The organism is uncultured Formosa sp. (assembly GCF_947500765.1).
Lineage (GTDB): Bacteria > Bacteroidota > Bacteroidia > Flavobacteriales > Flavobacteriaceae > Formosa.
The window spans coordinates 166,164-185,360 of record NZ_CANMTH010000003.1; the positions used below are offsets into that span (position 1 = coordinate 166,164).

A 19,197-nucleotide genomic window follows, 5' to 3' on the forward strand; every position below is an offset into this window, starting at 1 on the left:
AATGTTTAAACTCACGGAATTCAGTGAGTACTTAACATGTATATTGCTATACATTTATATGATAGACAAGAGTATTATGAAAATTACCATTTTATCAGTTATTTGCATATTAATTGTACTGCTTATTGTAGTTGGTTGTGCAAATTATATTGGGATACCTAAAAAAAAAGCGGCACAAAATTTAGGAGACTATCTGCAAAAAAAATATGATGGCAAACTTGGATTTAGCGATTTAACGCTGTTTTTTAACGCGGCAACCATGGATCCTAATATGTATGGTATGCTTATTTATGATAAGGCCATTCCTGAAATAGCATTTTATACGCACCTTAATCTGAAGCATATATTAGAAAACGACACCCTACCCATGTATCCTACTTCTGATAACATGACTGTAGACGATTTATATAAAAGTGCAGTAGAACAATACGAAACGAGACAGGCTGTTATAGCCGATTTTAAAACTGAAATTCCTGAAATTACATTTGCGACAGAAACTATTGAACTGAATTTTAATAGCGATTTAAAACCTGAAGTCTTAGATGATATTGTAACTCGTTTTATAGATCGATTAAATCAATCTTTTGAAGCATTAAATACAGGGTATCAATTTCGTTTACTTATTAAAACAGCGAGTCATCCCGATGGTTTTATTATAATCCCGTTAGATATTGAAGATAGTAAACGGATTCAGAACCCTATGGTTTTATCTGAAAAGGCAGCGGGATTTGAAAACTTAAAAACCATGATTTTAAAACATATACATGCTAAATTAGAAACACCATATCCGTATTTTAAAACGACTGAAAATAGCAAAATTTATATGGATAAATCGACCTTGTCTAGAGGCGCTTGGATACAATATTTAGAAGATAAACGGATTGTAAATAACGGAAATGGTAAATGGAGAAATCCGCAAACGGGACTTTATGTGGTGTATTTTGATTTAGATACCAAATTTATCTATCGTGGAGAGTTATTAACCGATGAGAATGATACCACGTCGTACCGTGAAGAACTAAGGCAAATTATAAGCACTATAGAAGCCGAGGGCATAAGAACGAAATAATGAGTTGTATTTAAATAAAAAAGGGTTTTGAATTTTAAAATTCAAAACCCTTTTTTGTTAGTCGAACAAACCAGATTCTATGGCATATTTTACGGCTCCGGTTGTGGTTTTAGAGCCTGTTTTTAAAAGAATATTTTTTCGGTGTGTCTCTACGGTGTTTACCGAAATAAATAATTTTTCTGAAATTTCTTTAGAAGTGAGTTCATCTCCTAAAAGCGCTAAAACTTCTTTTTCACGAGGCGATAATTCTATATTTTTATATTTCTTACGCTCAAAAACACTTTCCATATAGCGTTGTTTAATCACTTCAGAGAAATATTGTTCATTACCTAAAACCGTACGTACTGCTTTTTGTAATTCCTCTTTACTTGTAAATTTAGGAACAAATCCATCCGCACCTTTTTGAATTACTTTGTGCACCGTTCTATGATTATCTAGCATACTCAACATGATGATTTTAACATCACTATGTTTTTTCTTAATCTCTGTAAGTAATTCTATACCATCCATTTTAGGCATGCTAATGTCACTTATAATTAAACCAATTTCAAACTGATTAAGTAAGCGAACTACTTGCTTTCCCTCGGTGGCTAAATGCACTTCACCAATTTCCTCCATGTCACTTAAAATGGTATTTATACCTTCAAGAAACATTAAATGGTCGTCTGCTATTATGATGTTTATTTTCTTCATAATTCTTTATTTATTGGAATATCTATCGTAATCGAGGTACCGTGCCCCGGACTACTATCTATCTCTAAAGAACCTTGCACCTTATGAAGTCGTTCTTTAATATTACGAAGTCCTATTCCTTGTTTTTTGCTTTTTTGAAACCCTTTACCATTGTCGTTAATCACAATATTTAAATGATCTTCATGTCTTGTAAGTTGTACATCTGCATAGGTAGCTTCTGCGTGTTTTAGAATATTATTAATTAACTCTTGTACAATTCGGTAAGCATCTGCTAAAAGTACATCTGGTAATTGATCTATCTCTTCTTCTGGAAAGAAAAAAGTTTGAATATCTATTTGTGTTTTTTGAGTAATCTGATCTATAAAATCGGTTAGAAAACTTGTAAATCCTATTTTAGAAAAGGAGAGTGGGTGAAGCTGATGAGAAAGGCTACGTACATCTACACAAGCATTACCTATGGCTTTAGCAATTCTTTTAGATTGCGATTCGTCTTGATGATTTTCTATATAATGCTCGAAGGCTATCTTAATACCAGCTAAATCACTACCAATACCATCATGAATTTCTCGTGCAAGTCTGGCGCGTTCTTCATCTTGCCCTTCTTGATAACGTTCGATAACAGATAATTTATGATCGTTTATCATCTGACTAATCTTCTGTTTCGCATTTTCTTCCTGTTGTAAACTTAATTCTTTTTGCACACGTAATCGCTTAATATAAGAAAGTCTTAATATAATTAAGGTAATTAAAACCAGTACAAAACCGGAAATTAAAGCATTTCTTACTAAAAGTTGACGTTTTACTGTCAGTTCTGCTTTTTGTAATTCTGCTTCGCTTAATTTTTGTTCCTTTTCTAACAGTTGAATTCGGGCTTCTTTTAATTGTGTTTCGTAACGTTCTTGAATTTTAGCAACATATTTTTCTTTGTCAAGCGAGTTTTGTTCAGCAACACTTATGACTCCTTTTTGATAGAATTCCAGTGCTTTTTTATAATTGTTTTCTTTTTGGTAAAGTTGAGAAAGGTTTTTGTAAATATCAGATTTATAGCGTAGTAGTGATTGTTCTTCGCCAATAGATAGAGCACGTTGAAAATAATTTATTGCTTCTCGTGTATGTCCTAGTTTTGTTTCACATAAACCTAAATCATTTAAAACAATGGTAATATCAGAGCTAAATTTAAGTTCTTCTAAGAGCGTTAACGTTTTCTTTAAAGCAACAACGGCTTCTTCGCATTTACCTTCTTCCACAAGCATCTGAGAAAGATTAATATTTACATAAGCGACAACGGCTTTATTTCCTTCTTTTTTTCTATATCCTAAAACCGTTTGGTAATGTTTACGAGCCTGATCAAATTTACCTTCTTCTTTTAAAATATTCGCAAAATTAAATAGGGTAGTAAGTACGCCATCGTCATCACCAATTTCTCTATATAAATTAGCAGCACGATCTAAATTTTCAGCAGATTTTTTATACTCTTTTTGAAGCAGATACAGTGTCGCTATATTTTGATACGCATTGGCTTCTTGTACTTTATTATTTGTTTTTTCTGAAAAACTTAAGCATTGCATAAAATTATCAATGGCTTTTGGGTATTCTCCCAAATTTTTATAAGCAGAAGCTAATATATTATAGCAAGCTGCTAAACCTTTATCCATCTCAAGTTTCTTAAGTAAAGTAATGGTCTGATTTGTATATTTTATTGTGCTTTTATAATCTCCAGTAATATTGCCTAAATTTCCTAAAGCATAAAGTGCTCTGGCCTCTTGAAGCTCTATATTTAACTTCTTACTTTCTTGAAGCCACTCTAAAGCCGCTTTTTTTGCAAGTTGTGGATTTGTATATAAATTATTTGAATATGCAACAGAAAGCGAGTCTATAATTGATGTGTTGTTTGAAGTTTGCCCTACAGCCACATTAATTACTCCTAAGAAGAGTAATACAGTTAAAATCGAATATCTTGTAAATTGCTTCATTTATAAAAGTTGTAAACTTAACACCTTTAGGCGAAATATATCGACCTTATTTTAGATTTGATTTGTTTTAACGTTTCAAGCTCATCATTTTCAAATGCAATATCTAATTTAGAGATGTTTTCTAATAAATTATGCTGCAGAAAGATATCATCTTTAGAGTTTGTTTTTGCAATTTCTAGGTGTTCTAACAATGCTAGTTCTGAAGGTTTATCTCTACTTAAAAACATCGCGTTGTATTTGGTGTAATCTTCTAAATATCCAAAACCTTTAGAAGCTTCTTTTAATACTTTTAATAGTACATTAAATTCGTCTTTTTCAAATTGAAAAAAGCAATAATCAGGGTAGTTTTGCAAGAGCTTTTGAAAGGCATCATAACTTTCGGCGTATCGCTGCTCTTGATGTAGTAAATTTGCATAATCAAAACCTAATTTCCAATCTCTAGATTGAGGTACTTCTTTTTGAATGGTTTCACAAAGTGTAATAGCAGGTTCATTTTCACCAAAACCTTCGTTAGCACATGATAATGCTAATTTTAAATAATAGGCTTTATTTGTGGCTAAAGGCGCTGTTTTTTGTAAGGCTGTAGCAGCAGCAGTATTATCGCCTAACATCCAGTGTACAAACCCGTTGTTTCTGTGTTCTAAAAATGTTGTTGGATTGTCTATTAAATCGTCTGTTGTTACGTCAGGTAAATCGTCTGGTTTTGCTAAATAATCGAAAAAACAAATCCACTTAAATACAGTATATAACTCGGGTGCTAATTGTTCTTGCTCGTAATTATAAATGGCGTATTTGTGCGCTTCTTTGTAATCGCCCATTTCTATAAGGGCTTCAATACACATATTCATGGTGCTACAATAATCCGAATCTCCAATCTTATAAAACTCAATTTCAGCATACATATCTTCAAAAAATGCCGTAAAATTCTGATTGCGTTTATGAATAACCATACGTAAATTATACAACCATGGTGCATAAGAATGTGGTGGTAACGGAAAATCGTTAAGGGCTTCATTAATCACTTCATGGGCTTCATCAAATCGGCCTAATTTCACTAAAGCACGAGCCTGGAAAAATAAGGTTTTAAGCGTTGGTGTTTTTCGTCTATGAAATTGTACGACTATATCTAATATGCCTTGCCAGCTTTCTATACGGCTATTCACTTCTAATAAGTAAAACAAATATTCACTCATTCGAAGTCCGTTTCTATAGGCTTCATGGTACGCTTGTCCAGTTTCTTGATAATTTAAGTTAAAGAAAAAAGACTTCGCTTTTAAGACAAGTAATACTGGGTTTTTAGGATTTAATGCTAAGCCACGCTCGACACAAATTTCTAAGGTTTTTTTGTTTTTTGAATAATAGTAAGACGAGTTTCCAATGAGTACATATTGATGTTGTGCCAATTGCCAACCTGAGTTTGCTAAGGCTTGCATATAGGCTCGATATTCTTTAAAATTACTATAGTCTTCTTCAGGAAAATTAGGTTGCTCTGGTGCTCCTAGAATTTGAGATACCATATCATATTTCATAAAAGATTTGGCATAATCTGCTAATAAAATACGGGTGGTATTATTTAATTCTAGAAGTCGCCATTCCGAAACCCATTGCTTTTGATTTTCAGAAGCTTTACGCTCCCATAAATCCACTTGAATACGTGCTAAATTCTGACTAGCTAGGTCTAAACGTTCATCTAACTGTAACCCTTTTAAAACAGCTGTATTGTGTGTTGCTGATGCTAAATCTAATAATTCGTAACAATCTGCTTCTTCAGAAGAGTCACATAATTGTTCTAATTGAGTCGATTGAATATCCCATAATAAAAAACGCGCTTCTGTTAATGCTGGATAACATTCTAAAATATATTTAAGTGTAATAATGGCTTCATTAAAGCGTTTTTCTTCTTGTAATTTTAACGCATAATGTAAGTGCAGTGTTTCGTTATATGGATGTGCTATTAATGCCATTTCATACACCGATTCGTTACATTGTTTATAGTAACTACACACATACTCGTAATCTGAAGGTAATACTTCTTTAATATTTATTAATGCGTTTAAATAAGATTCCATAGCATCTATGTTAAGCTCCTCATAAACGCCAATGTATAACATGCAAATACGATAATATCTTGCAATATCAGCAAGATTACGATCTCCTAATATTTCAAAATTTTCATTAATATGAGTTATTATGGGCTCTAAATGCGTAAAAAGATTCGCTTTGTAGAGGTCTTCTGCACGCTTAATTTGTTGGATAAGGTCTTGTCTTGTTACACTCATTTTTTCCATGTTTTAAACCAGTCGGCATGTTCTATATGTAAACGTTGGTAGCATTCCCAAAGGGTTTCTGTGCCCGGAAACTTACTCACATCTTGTTCTGTTACTCCTAAAACGTATTCATCTCCTAAACATACGTTACGGTGAAAATCGCTCCAACTAGAAAAAGTAGATTTTATAGTGTCATTAGCTTCTTCTAGACGTAAAATCATTTCATCTGTATTCATAAAACCTAATACATGACCTAAGCGCATTTGAAAAATATAATATGCCATTTCGTAGCCAATAAGTTTTTCTTTTTTTAGGCTGAAACGGTATTTCCACACCATTTTATAGATGCCTTTTGTACTCGGGTTTTCTTCGGCATTGTATTTGGCATCAAAGTCGGTTGTGGTACTCATACGAAATTCTAAAGCTAGTTTTTCGAACTTGTGTGAGACCATTTGTCCGCTTTCATAACGTTGTAAACTATTACGTAAATGCAAACCAGATTTTATACCGTACAAGTTTAAAAGCCGTTTGGCTTGTTTTACGTGCATGTCGTTTTCTAAGTCAAAACCAGACCAACTTGTTAAGTTGGCGTTTTTATAATTTTTCTTTAAAATCAAGGCCGATAAATTTAATTGGTCTTGTATTTCAGGTGTTATATCTTGTGTCATTATCTAAGCATTTAATTGATCAACAACTTGTAATAAAGCGGTTGTTAATTCTTCTGAATAGGCTCCGGATTTTGCCATAGCCTGTAATCCCATTCCATATGAAAGTGCCATTTTAGTGCCTTTTACTAAGTGTACAAACAAACTTCGGCAAATATTTCCGTAGGTTTCTTGTGCTGTTCCTGGTGCTAAATTTGTATCGAGTAATGCCATGTAAAGAGCTTGATTAAATCGTGCTTCAATTCCTGTTTCATCATCAAGTAACCAAACTTTAAATTCTTCTATTTTTTCATCTAAAGGTTGTAAAAGTTGGACATTACTGTTTTGGTTTTTGCTATAATTCTCTAGATTATGAAGTACAGCATCTACATATTTTTGGTTAATTTCAGTAACTTCCATTTCTAATGTAATCGATAGGGGATTATTAACAGTTGTAGCTGTTTTTGTCGTTGTTTCTTCATTAAAGAGGTTCTGAAAAAAGACTTCGATAGCTGTTGTTAATTCTGTTTTATTACTGAAATCGGCTATCGTACTTAGACTATAATCATAAAGATATTTAGTAGTGTTTGCGTTTAGCTTATCTTTTTTTAATTCCCCTAGAAAATCGGTTAAATACACTTCCATTTCTGCTGAAATTTTTTCGAAAGCAATATTTTCAGAGCTTTTAATTTTACATTTTCTGTGAAAAGAGATGATACGGTTTATGGCTCTATCTAAAAAGTAACTCACATCTTCTTCTATAGCGTTAAAATAGGTTGCAGTACGTACGCCTTGTGTAGTTAACATATCTGAAACCCAAACAGCTTCTTGTCGGTAACTGTAATAAAAATCGCCTAAATAATTAAACCACGCTTGAATAATATTTAAATCCAAAGAGCGGTTTTCATTAATGTAATGTCCGCGAGCGAAGTCACTACAAAGGTCTTCAACGCAAGTATCAATATTTTTTAGTGCCGAAATCTCGTTAACTCGTGTAAAATTCCCTGGTTCTGTACATAATGCAGTAAGTGTTTTTACAATGAATGGTAAATGTTGTGTTCTAATAACATCATTCGTGTCTCTTGCCGAATAGGCTAATGCTAATAAATATACTTGTAAAATGTCTTGCTGTTCTGCATTATATAATTCCGCTAACACCTCTCGTGCATCGTAAAACATACGGACTAAAAACTGATTTAACGGATTTTTAAGACCTGCTTTTGTAAAGTTGTGAAGCCATGCTTTGAAGTTGTTTTGCGTTTGAAATACGTTCTGAATTAAAAACGTACCAGTTACTTGAAAATCTTGGTTCTGATAACGCATTAAAGGAAGCGTTCCTTTACAATCTTTAATTAATACCTTTGAAAATACAGTGTTGTAAGTTTCTGTTTGATTAGCAATACCTACTCTTGGATGACAGGTATCAAACCAAAACGGAATGCATTGCAATGGAAGCGCTTCTGCAGTACTATCACTTAGAATATGTATACCGTACTCCTTAAAAGCTTCTGTGTAAAAATTACTTCTGCCATCTGCCGTTAACCAATTTATAAATCGTAGATAACAAATATCTAATTGTTTTTGCGGAATATTTTTATCGCGATTATTGAATAATAATACTTCTCCAGCATCCCAAACTTTAGCACCTAAACCTGCTATTAACGGATAGATATTTTCAGTGGTTTTTATATTTAATAATTCTAAACTTTTTACTTCACCAAAAATTAATCGTTCTTTTATAGCATGGTTTGCCATTATAGCCACATTTGAATAGTCTTTATAGAAAGACGCTAATTCTTCACTTAACCAAGGTTTTACTATATCGTAAGCAGAAGTTACATACACGCGACCAACAGGTAATGCTTTGTGTAGTTTAGCAGTGAATTTAAACCAATCTCCAGCAAAGAAATGTTGTATGAAATCGGTGTTTATTTTAAACGGATGTGTTGAATATGTTTGATCTGAATGAGCTACAGAATAATTTCCGACCAATATATTGTGTTTCAGGCATTGCTGAATTAAAAAATCGGAACTCAATACATCTCGAATGTCAAAAATAGTGTTCACTAAAAAACGAGTAATAGGAAGAGAAGCTTCAGATTCACTTTGTACCAGCTTTTTTAAGACTTGAAAGAACTGTGAGATTAAAGATTCTGCAAGATGTTCCGAATGTATAAATCCTAAACTAAACTGTAAGAATTCGACTAGTTTATGTATGCTTTTTTCATCCGGGTAAAATCCTTGTTCTAATAATGGTGCCCATGAAGCTACAAACTCTAAACCTTGTTTTTCATTGGCGTATAATTTTGGATAAAAATAGATGTGTTGTGCTACATTTTTAGTGAATTTTGTGTTTACACTTTTTATATTACTACTATTGGTCAATGTTTTATAAGTGTCATGGTCTGTAGTATCTAATACTTCCAAAACTTGTAGTATAGCTTTTACTTCAGAAGCTTCAAGAGATTCTGTGTTTAATTGAGGTAATATGTGTTCTTTAAAAATCGCAGACATGTACGGGGTATTATTCAAATTATGTTTTAATCTGTTTTATGCTTTCTGGAAGATCTTATTCAACATAAACCCATTCGTTATCTTCAATGTCACCTTCATCACCCATTAAACTTTTTAGCAAAGCATTTAGATCTTCGGCTTCAATATATCCAATTTCTTGATCGGCGCCAAAACGAATAATCTGGCCAGCAGTTCCTTTGGTATTAGGAGCGAAATCGAAAGCTAAAAAATTACCGTTTTGTAAATCGAAGAACGGAATCCAGTACGGTGTAGTGTACATTAATAATGCTTTTCCTTTGTTGGTAGAGTAGGTGTCTAATAATTCCTCTTGTGTCCAATCATCATAACAATCTTTCCATTGTTTCCACTCTTTATAAATATCTTCAGCCCCCATTATGGCGCATCTGTCAATCCCGTTATGTAGTGTTAAAAAATCTTTAATGATCTGTGGAAAAGGAAAACCTGCTTCGTTTTCAAATTTCGTATAAATGGCATCATTGTTAGTTGGCGGATTAAATTTCAATCTTTTTTCTGTAATTAGAGCAATAAAAGATTGTGCAACTTCTTCTAAATTAATCTGAGCTTCTAATTGAATATAAGAGCTTAGAAAATCGGCTTTTTCTTTGGCTAATTTTTCTGCTATAAATTGATTTGGAATGAATTTATCAATAAAAGCTCCTGTATTTTCATGTAACGAGGTGTTTTTTAAATTTGTTACAGGTTGTGAACTATAGCCATTTTTGCTAAAATCGTAAATAGTTGAGACTAATGTGTGTGTATCTTCATCGTCATCATCACGAAGAATTGTGGCATACCATTCTTCAAATAATGGTGTTTTTTCAATTTCAAACGTATAAACTACTTTCCCCTCTAAATATCCAATACCATAAAAATGGTGAATAGTTTCATTGTCTGGCGTAATAAGCAAAAGCTTAAAAATTGGCTTTCCGGTACGTTTTGTTACAGCTTCTAAAAGTGTATCTCTAAATGTGAAGCAATTACTATAATGATTAGGATCTTCAAGTACAGGAAAGGTATTTATTTGAATGGTCTCAAAATTAAAATCGTCCCATTGTAAATCTTTTAATTCGTCGGAATATGCTATAAAGTTGGTCATTTTACGTTTCTAGATTTAGAATGCTAAAGTACTTTGGAACATCGTAATCTTTATCCCTGAAACTAATGATTTTATATAAAAGGCGATACGTGTTTAATTGTTAATTATATCTTTTAACGTACTTTCTAATAATGGAAATTGCTTTGATTCAATCTGACTAACAAGGCATCTGATTTTCTTTTCTTTTCCGTCTGAATTCTCATACGTAATCACGATGACTTTTTTTTCAACCGCAAAAGATTTAAGCGCACTATAAGGCACCGTTGTTTTACCTATAACTCCTGGTTGAAACACGAAATGGGTCTCAAAAAAAATGAAAATATTAAGCTTCTTATTAAAGGCATAGAGACCAAAAAATAAGATAGCACAGCCTAAAGGCATCACTGCAGCTATATATGTATCTTGTAGGGAAATTAGGCAAAGCCCTATCATAAATAGAGCAAAAACTAAAGGTTTATTTTTTGCTTTAGAACTTAATTCAATACCCAATTCAGTGTCTGTTTTAGTCATGTTGTACTTTGTGAATTTATATTTAAAGTCGAGTTATAATCTCTTATAACATTATTCTGAAAGCTTTTTAACACATGCTCGTTTTGGTCCGTAACTTCCATATACGGTATTGAATGTTGTGTCTAATTTTTGAAGCAAATTAGCATAAGAAAAATGAGGTAATTGGTCTAAGCACGTTATTACAAGGTTTTTGTTGCTGATTAAATCTTGATGATGAATGCCATCGCAACTTAAAGCGTAATTTAGTAATTCGGGATCTAAAGCTTGGGTTCTAAATACGCCTTGAAACTCGTTCGTTACGTTCGCTTCATTTTCATGATTCTGAAGGATTACAGCTTCGGTTTCCGCCATTGGGCCATTGCCGTGACGCGTTTGATAACAGCGTGATACATAATAGATGTCTATTTCTGAAATCGTTTTTAAATGCGATTTGATAAGCTGAATCGCATTTTTAGAAGAGGTGTAACTCCAGGTGGTATGCGGATGAAAACCATGTTGGGTATCGAGTAAAATCCCTTGACTGCCTTCAAAAATAAAATACTTAAAAGTATCTGCTAAATCAGATAATGAGGCAATACTATAAAACTTCTGAATGGCTAAACAACTATCTATAAAATAGTCGTCTTTGTAATCATTTAGTTCGTTTTCATAATACGCTTGAACAGATTTCGATTGACTTTTTAGTTTATTATTGTAATAGGTTTTGATACTCTGTAAACGCTGTTTTAAAACCCATTTAAATTGTAAATCGTTTGCATAGAGATATACTTCTTCCTTATTTCTCGCGATAGTTGTGCCAAAACCCAAACCGCAAGAGCCGTGATTTTGTTGTTTTTCAATTGCTCTATTATAAGCAATATCGTAAAACGTTGTAATCATCGCTAATGGATGCACATATAATTTTGGTTGATAGGTTTTTAAAAAATCACCTTCATCTAAAATGGCAGGAGGAAATAGGGTAGTGTACTCTGAATAATAAGTAGGTACACCTAATAACGTACCGGAACCAAAGTTACTAAAGGTGTGCGTTAGTTTTTCTGTACTTACGGTATGTCCAATTTGATGTCCACCAGAAAACCGTACCACTATACTTTTTTCAGGATGTTGCGATGCCAGAAAATCGGTAGTTACCCCTTTTCCGGCATCACCGAACCCTAAATCTATAACTATACTGCACTTTGGCATTTATAACATATTTTCTACTTCAACATCTGTACTTCCTGATGTTGTATTGGTACTTGTTGGTATTGTCGTACTTGGTTTATGGTTTTGAATCACCACCTCTGCAATGCGTTTTGCTACCGTTTTATAATCTGGAATTTCTATATAATTATCACCTAAAAGCGCTTTCCAGTTGCCTTTACGTTTCTCCTGTTTTGCCCATTCGTTATGTTCTAAATGCATGTGAAATACATTATAGGTCTCTTGTGCTTCTTTAATAATGGCTTCGGTAGTAATTGTTTCGGCCTCATTAGTACAGGTGTATCTTTTAATGATTTCAGCAGGAATGGTAGGGAACACAGGTTCGTCACCAATAGTGAATAAAAAGCCTTTTTGTTGTCTTTTTTCCCAAGAATCAATCGCTGTATGACGTGCCGCAAATAAATGAGCCAAATTATAGCCTTCCTGATTATTTCCACCACCTCCGCCTTCTAAGTAGACGCGGGTTAACCAACGGTCTAATAATTCTGCCGAAGATTCAAACTGCCCAACTTGTAACGGTGCACTGTCGTATATAAAATCGCCAATACCTAAAAATAGCACTTGCGGATCTTCAATTCCAGCTTCCATTAAAGAACCAATAAGGTCTGGTAATGCTTCTTTTACAATATGTTCGGGTACAAATCCCATACTTCCAGTAACATCTAAAGCCACAATAATAGATACCGTTTCAGGATGTTCTTCAGAATCTCGAGACTCTCTAACAAGTGCTTTTGTAGGATCCATTTCTGGATCTATGTGTCTGGATGTAAATATTTCTTCTCTAGACTTATTAGTATAGTCTTTCATTTTTCGTAAACGTGCATATGCATCGTTACTAAATCTTCCTCCACCCATGATTACAGTTCATTTATTATTCCACCAAATAAGTGCGTATAACGCTTTTTGGCTAATTCTAATTTAATTTCTAAGTTTCTAATCTTTACAGACATTTCTAAATCTTTGGCGACATAATCTCTAGCATCAAAATCTGAAGCTAATACCAAACTATTTGCGTCTGTCGGACTCATGTCTAACATGTTTTCTTGTTCGCGTTTTAGGCGTTTTAAAGACAAGGATAAATCTTCCGTTTCACGTTTGTACATCAATTGTGCATCTTCTGCGATGGCACTTGCACGATCATCTCTTATTTTTTCATTGTTGCGCTTTAATGATTCTAAAAAAGCAGCACTTTTTACATTATCTTCCATAAAAAAGGTTTACCACAAAGTTAGTTATTTGAAGTCGTTTATTTTATCACTGAAAAGGGGGATTTTTAGTTTTATTACAGAATTTCGAATTCTATTGTCATTTTGCAATTACTAATATCACTGAAATCCGTTAATATATTTACAGTCGAGTTGTTATCTTTGGTGCTCTTAAAACGCACTTATGATTATATTATATTTATCTTCAAAAGGATTTCAAATTAATACTGTTACCATCGAATTTCCAGTATCTATAGATACTTTAAAACAATGCTTAAATGATGATGTTAAAATGTTTAAAAGAAAATATAATACCATTTTTACTTGGTCTGATTTAGGAATTATGGCGTATTCTAAAGATGGGAATGTTGCAGAGTCTATTACTATATCATTAAATCTTGATACTCATAATTTTAGTCCGAAGCAGACTTTTGGTGGTATATTTTATTATAATAGTCAGAATATAGTGAGTTATTATAAGTCGCATAAACAGCAGCATGTTAAATTATTTAAAGGTGATGATAGTGGTGCATTGGTGGTCAATAACATTAGTGCTTGGTTTTCTGTAAGAAGAGAACAAATTGAGGCTATTGAAATTAGTGAATATACGCCTTACGTACGTGGTGCGGGCATTCCTAAAGATAAATACAGCATTAAACCTTTAGATGAAGAAGTACTTACGTTTGTAGATTTTGGATTTAAATTATCTGTGATTGAAGAGCTGATGTATATGAAAGAGCTGATACAACCTGTGTTTGATTTGTATGAATTTGCAGATTGGTATAAAGCTCGAGATATTGATATTGATGAAGAAGGCTACGAACCAATAGCTGAAGTCACCCAATATTTTAAAGACCTACCTATACCAAAACGATTGGCTTCTGAAATTACCGATTTTTACCAAGATGGCGGAAACGATATTTATATGAACTTATGTCGATTTTCAGGAGGAGCTGTCGAATATTGGGATATTGAAACCGCTATAGATGCCAAACAATTTCCTAACTTAAAAAAAGTAACTTTGTGTTATGCTACCGATGAAGCTTATAAAGAGTTTGAACAGATGGGGATTGAAGCGGAGTGGCTGTAATTTAATATCTAAGGTATGATTCAGGAACATTATCAAAAAGCCATAAAATTCGCAGGAGAAAAACACAGTAAGCAAAAGGTGCCAGGAAGTTCGGCGAATTATCTTTTGCATCTTTCTAATGTTGCTATGGAAGTGTTAGTAGCTTATCAAAATAAGCCTGATTTCGATTTGGTTTTTGCTGTTCAATTAGCATTGTTACACGATACTTTAGAAGATACCGATACGTCTTTTGAAGCCCTTACAAATGAATTTGGTTTAGCTATCGCTAAAGGTGTTCAGGCGCTGACTAAAGATGTTACGTTTTCTACAAAAAGAGAGCGCATGTTGGATAGTTTAGAGCGGATAAATACGTTAGAAAAAGAAGTCGGCTTAGTGAAATTAGCAGATCGCATAACCAACCTTCAACAACCACCAAGTACTTGGGAATCGAGCAAAATAAAAGCATATGCTGAAGAGGCGATGTTGATTGCCGAAACACTTCGAGATAAAAATGAATATCTTAATGAGAGACTTCTAAATAAAATACAAGCTTATAAAAAACACGTCAATTAATGCGTGTTTTTTTTGTGCTAAATATCTGGAATGCATACAAATCGAAATATCATTATTTATAATTATCATTAAATTCAGTGATATAAAAAAGATGCTTTAGATCTAATTTTGTCCTGTAAAATAAAACAAATAAAATTATGGGATTAACAATTTCTAGTGGGATATTAGTAGATTTAAAAGAAAATGAACCTGATAGTTATGAAGGTTATAAAGTGATTTTTGAAAACATAAATACTATATTAATAAAAAATGGTGTAGAACCTTATCAAGAACCCGTAGTTATGGAAAGAACGCCTTTACAATTTGGTGGTTTTCCGTATAGTTTTTTACATCATTTAAGACGTTTCTTAGCTCACGCTTGGGAAAATGAAGATAACGAAAACTGGGAGCCAAAACCTTTTTCTTCAGAAGAAGATCCTACAGGTGATGCTGTTTTAGAAGATCATTATTCTTATATGTCGAGTCACCTTTTAACACACTCTGATGCAGAAGGTTTTTATCTTCCTGTAGAATTACCAGAAGTTCTTTTTGATACTGAAAAAAATCCTGTTCCTGGAGCAATGATTGGGTCTTCTTATAGTCTTTTAAAAGAATTAAAAAGTCTTACTAAGCATTTAGGTATTGGTTTAGATGAAAACAATATGGTTACTAATATTGATGAATTAAATAAAATTATCTCTAATGAAGGTGATTTTTGGATAGAAATATTAGTATGTGTTACGCTTATGGATGCTGCAAAATTTAGTATTGAGAATAATACAGCGATTCTTTTTAATTAAATCCGATATTTAAGACATTACAAATGAAATTTACTGAGCAGAATATTGAAGCCATAAAAAGAGAGTGGAATGCATTAGGATGTAAATATGCTTCTGATATAAATGAAATGGTGAAATTTGGTGAAACTCATGGTTGGGAAAATTGGAAAGGAGGAGAACCTACAGATAATAGGGGGCATTTAGCCACTGCTGTCTTTCAACTTTTAAAAGACGCCAATACAAACCATACAGTTGATCAATTTAGAACAGATTTTCCGCCTGCGCATACGCCTTTGGTTGAGTTGATGAAAGAAAAAGGGCAAAGTATTATGCAGTTACAATTTATAGACGAGCAGAAAATTGTATTTGTAATAGGAACAGCATATGAGCAAAGACAAGCTTACATTCTTAATAATAATGACATTTTAGAACTAGATGATTCTATTAATGCTGTTGGAAAATCTAAACAACATAATATTTTTGCAATTGCAGCAAATAATATTATTACTACTACACAAGGTTGGGAAGGAGATATAATTGCAACATTCCGTTTAGATAAAGCAAAGGATATTGGAATTACAGAATTGATTCCTTTTAACGACGGACTTAAGGTTCTATTGGTATCATCTGATGGCATTTATATTATCTCTAATACAGATGAAAATATGATTCATCCATTACCAGATCCTGAGGAGGATGAATGGGAACCTTATTTGGATATGGAAAATGCAACGCTTTCTAACAACAATAAATACATTGTGGTTGGAGATCAATGTTATGACCATAGAGTTTTAGATAGTCATGGTAAAGAAATTACAGAAATAGGTACACAATCTGCTTATCCAGATTTTTGTTTGTTCTCTAAAGACGATAAACAGTTAATTACTAATTCGTGTCATTTTTATAATGGTATTACTATTGGTGTAGATACGTCTGATTTTGAAAGTATTGATATTCCTGCTTACGAAGGCGGTGAAGATTGTATCACTATTGAAGATGGTATGCGAGTTTACTGTGGCGTTTCAACTTCAGAATTCTATATTTTAGGAGACGCTTTTGGTTATATAAAAGCAGTTGATACCAAAGGAAATTGTATTTGGAAACACTTTTTAGGATCTACAATTACCGGAATTGCTATTTCTGAAGATGAAAAAACCTTATGGATTGGTTCTGCTTCCGGTATGCTTCATAAATTACAATTAAACCAAGGATTAAGAGATAACCATACCATTGGGACTGCTAATCATTATGAAGAATTTCGTTTATTATTATGGAAAGATGAGCCTATAATAAAATGGTAAACATCATTTAATTATTGTGTTACATGTTTCATAGTAAAAAAAACAATAAAAAGTATATTAAATTTATTGTAGTCAGCGACTTGTAGTTGTTTTTTTGTAGGTAAATATTTTGCTCAACAGTAATGTTTAGTAAGAAAAGCACGCTTTTAAAAGCGTGCTTTTTTTGTGCTTTTTTATATCGTAAAACTAGAATTAACTGAATACAGTATATATGCATTTCACTGTATTTGGGGATATAGAAAAAAGATAGTAGTTCTAAGTTTGTAGTGTACAATAAACACATTCACAATGAAAAATAATATACTTTATTTCGCACTTTTATTAGTTATACTTTCTTCTTGTAGCAGAAAAAGTTATACGGCATTATATCATGAAGATGCTGTTTTAGAACAAAATGAAACCACGTATAATCTTTCTAAAAATCTTTTAAAATTAGAGATTATATATACCTTGAATGAACCTAGAGTACTAAAAAATGGAGTAGACGAGGAGTTAACAACAAGTAATACAAAAATCACAGTAGAAGATCCTATAAAAATTACTAAACTCTTAGTTGCAGATCCATCACAAACCTTTGTGTTAAAGGGAAAACAATTATCTGATGAGTATTTTGTAAACCCAGATAGTTACGATAATACGATATCTTCTGAAACCATTTCAGATGTTATTGTCGCTCAAGACAATGAAGATAGTGTGTTGTCTTCTTCTCTAACAGACTCGAATAAAGAGGCTAAAGCCTATGGTGCTGTGATAGAAATATCTGACAATATTTCTAAAATTCAGACTAAAATAGATGCAAAGTTTACGTTAGATCTTGTGTCTTTTTATAAGAGTCAGTTTACTACTGTAAATGATGATTTTAAACCTTACGTTAAAAAATCTAAAGTAAAATATACTGTAGTTATCGATCCTTCAGCCATAGATTCAACAGTTGGAAATTGGGCTAATGTTAGTGCTAATAAAATTTTACATACCATTTATCCAAAGCATATTTTTAAAGATAATATGGAGTTAATGGATACCATTACTCTAGAAACTTCAAATATAAATGCTTTTAAACATCCGCTTTTAGCAAATCAGGAATCTATAGAAGGTATTGTATATCGTATGCCTTCTTCAGAGCATTTAAATGTTAAAATAAATAATCAAGTGCTTAAAGGCGAATCATTACTTTTAGCTCAGTTTGGTAATTTAGAAACTATTTCTGTAACCGATTTAAAAAAGAATGTTAATCCAAACGTGATATTATTTAAATCTAAAACAGTACAAAATGCAATAGCTAAAAATGCTAAAACAGCAAGTATTAATGATAGTGTAGAGCAGTTAGATTTCGATTCAAATGAAACGGTTGAAGCTTCACAAGAGACAATTAGAAATGAATATGAAAAGAAATTAAAACATATCGATTTGTTAATAAATAAACTTCAAGAACGTCAAGCAGAATTATAAACACGCTTCAAAAATTTTAATATCACTGAAAACCGTTACTTAAAAACCTAAGTAAAACAGCATATTTGTAATGTACCACGAATAAAAATAACCTTATGGACAAAGCTAAATTTGAAGAGATAGTTAAAATTGAAAAATACGATTTATATAAAAAAGAAGCCTATCTAAGATCTATAAGTTTACCCTCTATCAAAATAGTAGGAGAAAACCGAAGTAAAGAAAATGTAGGTTTAAGTAAACAAGGAGGCTATCCAGAAGTATCTGAAGATTTTGAATGGCCTAAACACGAGTTTGGCGATTATCGTTTTGCATTACAAATTAATTTAAGTGAAATTAAATTTGAAACGCCACTACCAAAAACAGGAATGTTAAGCTTTTTTATCGCTAATGATGATGATAAAAATGTGTTTTTTGGAGCAAAAGATTATGCAAAAGTCTATTATTTTGAAGAAGGCACACCGTTAAAAACCTATGTAAACCCTAATTTAGATTACTACTATGTAGATCATTGTATACGCATTGATTTTCAAGAAAATGTAGATATTCCTTACAGAGAAGAATTATATAAAGACAAAGGGTTAAATAAAAGGCAACTAGATTACGTATGCAGTAAAGTGCCAGATATGGTGAGCAAAAAAACATATAGCTATTTATTCGGATATCCGTATTACAACACCTTAGGCTACGATCCTCGTAAAACGGATGAATGGACGTCTTTACTTACGTTACGATGGAATAATGTTTTTTCTTGGGACTGGGATATGGATGAGTTTCTAATGTTTTTTATTGAAAAAGACAAACTCGCCAAAGGTGACTTCTCTAACATTAGAACCGATTTAGGATAATATTACA

At 32.5% G+C, this 19,197-nt stretch carries 17 protein-coding genes; 7 read left to right on the top strand and 10 right to left on the bottom strand.

Annotated elements, in window-relative coordinates:
• Positions 1 to 76 precede the first annotated feature (76 nt).
• Positions 77 to 1,069 carry a hypothetical protein gene (locus tag Q1B05_RS06920; RefSeq protein ID WP_299778999.1) on the top strand — a complete coding sequence of 331 codons (993 nt, stop codon included), beginning with the start codon at positions 77 to 79 and terminating at the stop codon, positions 1,067 to 1,069.
• Between the two features lie 57 nt (positions 1,070 to 1,126).
• Here Q1B05_RS06920 and Q1B05_RS06925 read toward each other — a convergent pair whose 3' ends face one another.
• From Q1B05_RS06925 to Q1B05_RS06970, 10 genes are all read right to left on the bottom strand, one after another.
• Positions 1,127 to 1,762, bottom strand: coding sequence for a response regulator transcription factor (locus Q1B05_RS06925; protein WP_299779000.1), 636 nt, complete (start codon positions 1,760 to 1,762; stop codon positions 1,127 to 1,129).
• The gene (locus tag Q1B05_RS06930) at positions 1,759 to 3,735 is read right to left on the bottom strand and encodes a sensor histidine kinase (protein WP_299779001.1); all 1,977 of its coding nucleotides are present in this window, start codon (positions 3,733 to 3,735) and stop codon (positions 1,759 to 1,761) included. Before Q1B05_RS06930 ends, Q1B05_RS06925 begins: the two co-directional genes overlap by 4 nt.
• Positions 3,736 to 3,761: 26 nt before the next feature.
• Positions 3,762 to 6,014 (bottom strand): tetratricopeptide repeat protein, encoded by a 2,253-nt coding sequence (locus Q1B05_RS06935; protein WP_299779002.1) that lies wholly within the window; start codon positions 6,012 to 6,014, stop codon positions 3,762 to 3,764.
• On the bottom strand, positions 6,011 to 6,670 hold the full coding sequence (locus Q1B05_RS06940) for a DUF1266 domain-containing protein (protein WP_299779003.1): 660 nt from the start codon (positions 6,668 to 6,670) through the stop codon (positions 6,011 to 6,013). Before Q1B05_RS06940 ends, Q1B05_RS06935 begins: the two co-directional genes overlap by 4 nt.
• A gap of 3 nt (positions 6,671 to 6,673) precedes the next feature.
• Entirely contained in the window at positions 6,674 to 9,160 is a 2,487-nt protein-coding gene (locus Q1B05_RS06945) for a hypothetical protein (RefSeq protein WP_299779004.1), read from the bottom strand.
• A gap of 55 nt (positions 9,161 to 9,215) precedes the next feature.
• Positions 9,216 to 10,277: an SMI1/KNR4 family protein gene (locus Q1B05_RS06950; protein WP_299779005.1), complete on the bottom strand. Its 1,062-nt coding sequence runs from the start codon at positions 10,275 to 10,277 to the stop codon at positions 9,216 to 9,218.
• Between the two features lie 93 nt (positions 10,278 to 10,370).
• On the bottom strand, positions 10,371 to 10,787 hold the full coding sequence (locus Q1B05_RS06955) for a hypothetical protein (protein ID WP_299779006.1): 417 nt from the start codon (positions 10,785 to 10,787) through the stop codon (positions 10,371 to 10,373).
• A gap of 51 nt (positions 10,788 to 10,838) precedes the next feature.
• On the bottom strand, positions 10,839 to 11,972 hold the full coding sequence (locus tag Q1B05_RS06960) for an adenylosuccinate synthetase (RefSeq protein WP_299779007.1): 1,134 nt from the start codon (positions 11,970 to 11,972) through the stop codon (positions 10,839 to 10,841).
• Positions 11,973 to 12,845, bottom strand: coding sequence for a hypothetical protein (locus Q1B05_RS06965; RefSeq protein ID WP_299779008.1), 873 nt, complete (start codon positions 12,843 to 12,845; stop codon positions 11,973 to 11,975). It lies immediately after the preceding gene.
• A 2-nt stretch (positions 12,846 to 12,847) separates the two neighbouring features.
• The gene (locus Q1B05_RS06970) at positions 12,848 to 13,198 is read right to left on the bottom strand and encodes a hypothetical protein (RefSeq protein WP_299779010.1); all 351 of its coding nucleotides are present in this window, start codon (positions 13,196 to 13,198) and stop codon (positions 12,848 to 12,850) included.
• 181 nt (positions 13,199 to 13,379) lie between these two features.
• On the opposite strand from Q1B05_RS06970, the gene Q1B05_RS06975 reads away from it, so the two are divergent.
• The 6 genes from Q1B05_RS06975 (at position 13,380) to Q1B05_RS07000 (ending at position 19,190) form a co-directional block, all read left to right on the top strand.
• Entirely contained in the window at positions 13,380 to 14,285 is a 906-nt protein-coding gene (locus Q1B05_RS06975) for a hypothetical protein (RefSeq protein ID WP_299779012.1), read from the top strand.
• Positions 14,286 to 14,300: 15 nt separating this feature from the next.
• Positions 14,301 to 14,837 carry an HD domain-containing protein gene (locus Q1B05_RS06980; RefSeq protein ID WP_299779014.1) on the top strand — a complete coding sequence of 179 codons (537 nt, stop codon included), beginning with the start codon at positions 14,301 to 14,303 and terminating at the stop codon, positions 14,835 to 14,837.
• Between the two features lie 137 nt (positions 14,838 to 14,974).
• Positions 14,975 to 15,616, top strand: a complete 642-nt coding sequence (locus Q1B05_RS06985; protein WP_299779016.1) for a hypothetical protein — start codon at positions 14,975 to 14,977, stop codon at positions 15,614 to 15,616.
• 23 nt (positions 15,617 to 15,639) lie between these two features.
• Positions 15,640 to 16,896 (top strand): hypothetical protein, encoded by a 1,257-nt coding sequence (locus tag Q1B05_RS06990; RefSeq protein WP_299779018.1) that lies wholly within the window; start codon positions 15,640 to 15,642, stop codon positions 16,894 to 16,896.
• 288 nt (positions 16,897 to 17,184) lie between these two features.
• The gene (locus Q1B05_RS06995) at positions 17,185 to 18,345 is read left to right on the top strand and encodes a hypothetical protein (RefSeq protein WP_299779020.1); all 1,161 of its coding nucleotides are present in this window, start codon (positions 17,185 to 17,187) and stop codon (positions 18,343 to 18,345) included.
• Between the two features lie 95 nt (positions 18,346 to 18,440).
• Complete coding sequence (locus tag Q1B05_RS07000) at positions 18,441 to 19,190, top strand: YwqG family protein (RefSeq protein ID WP_299779022.1); 750 nt, start codon at positions 18,441 to 18,443, stop codon at positions 19,188 to 19,190.
• Positions 19,191 to 19,197: the final 7 nt, after the last annotated feature.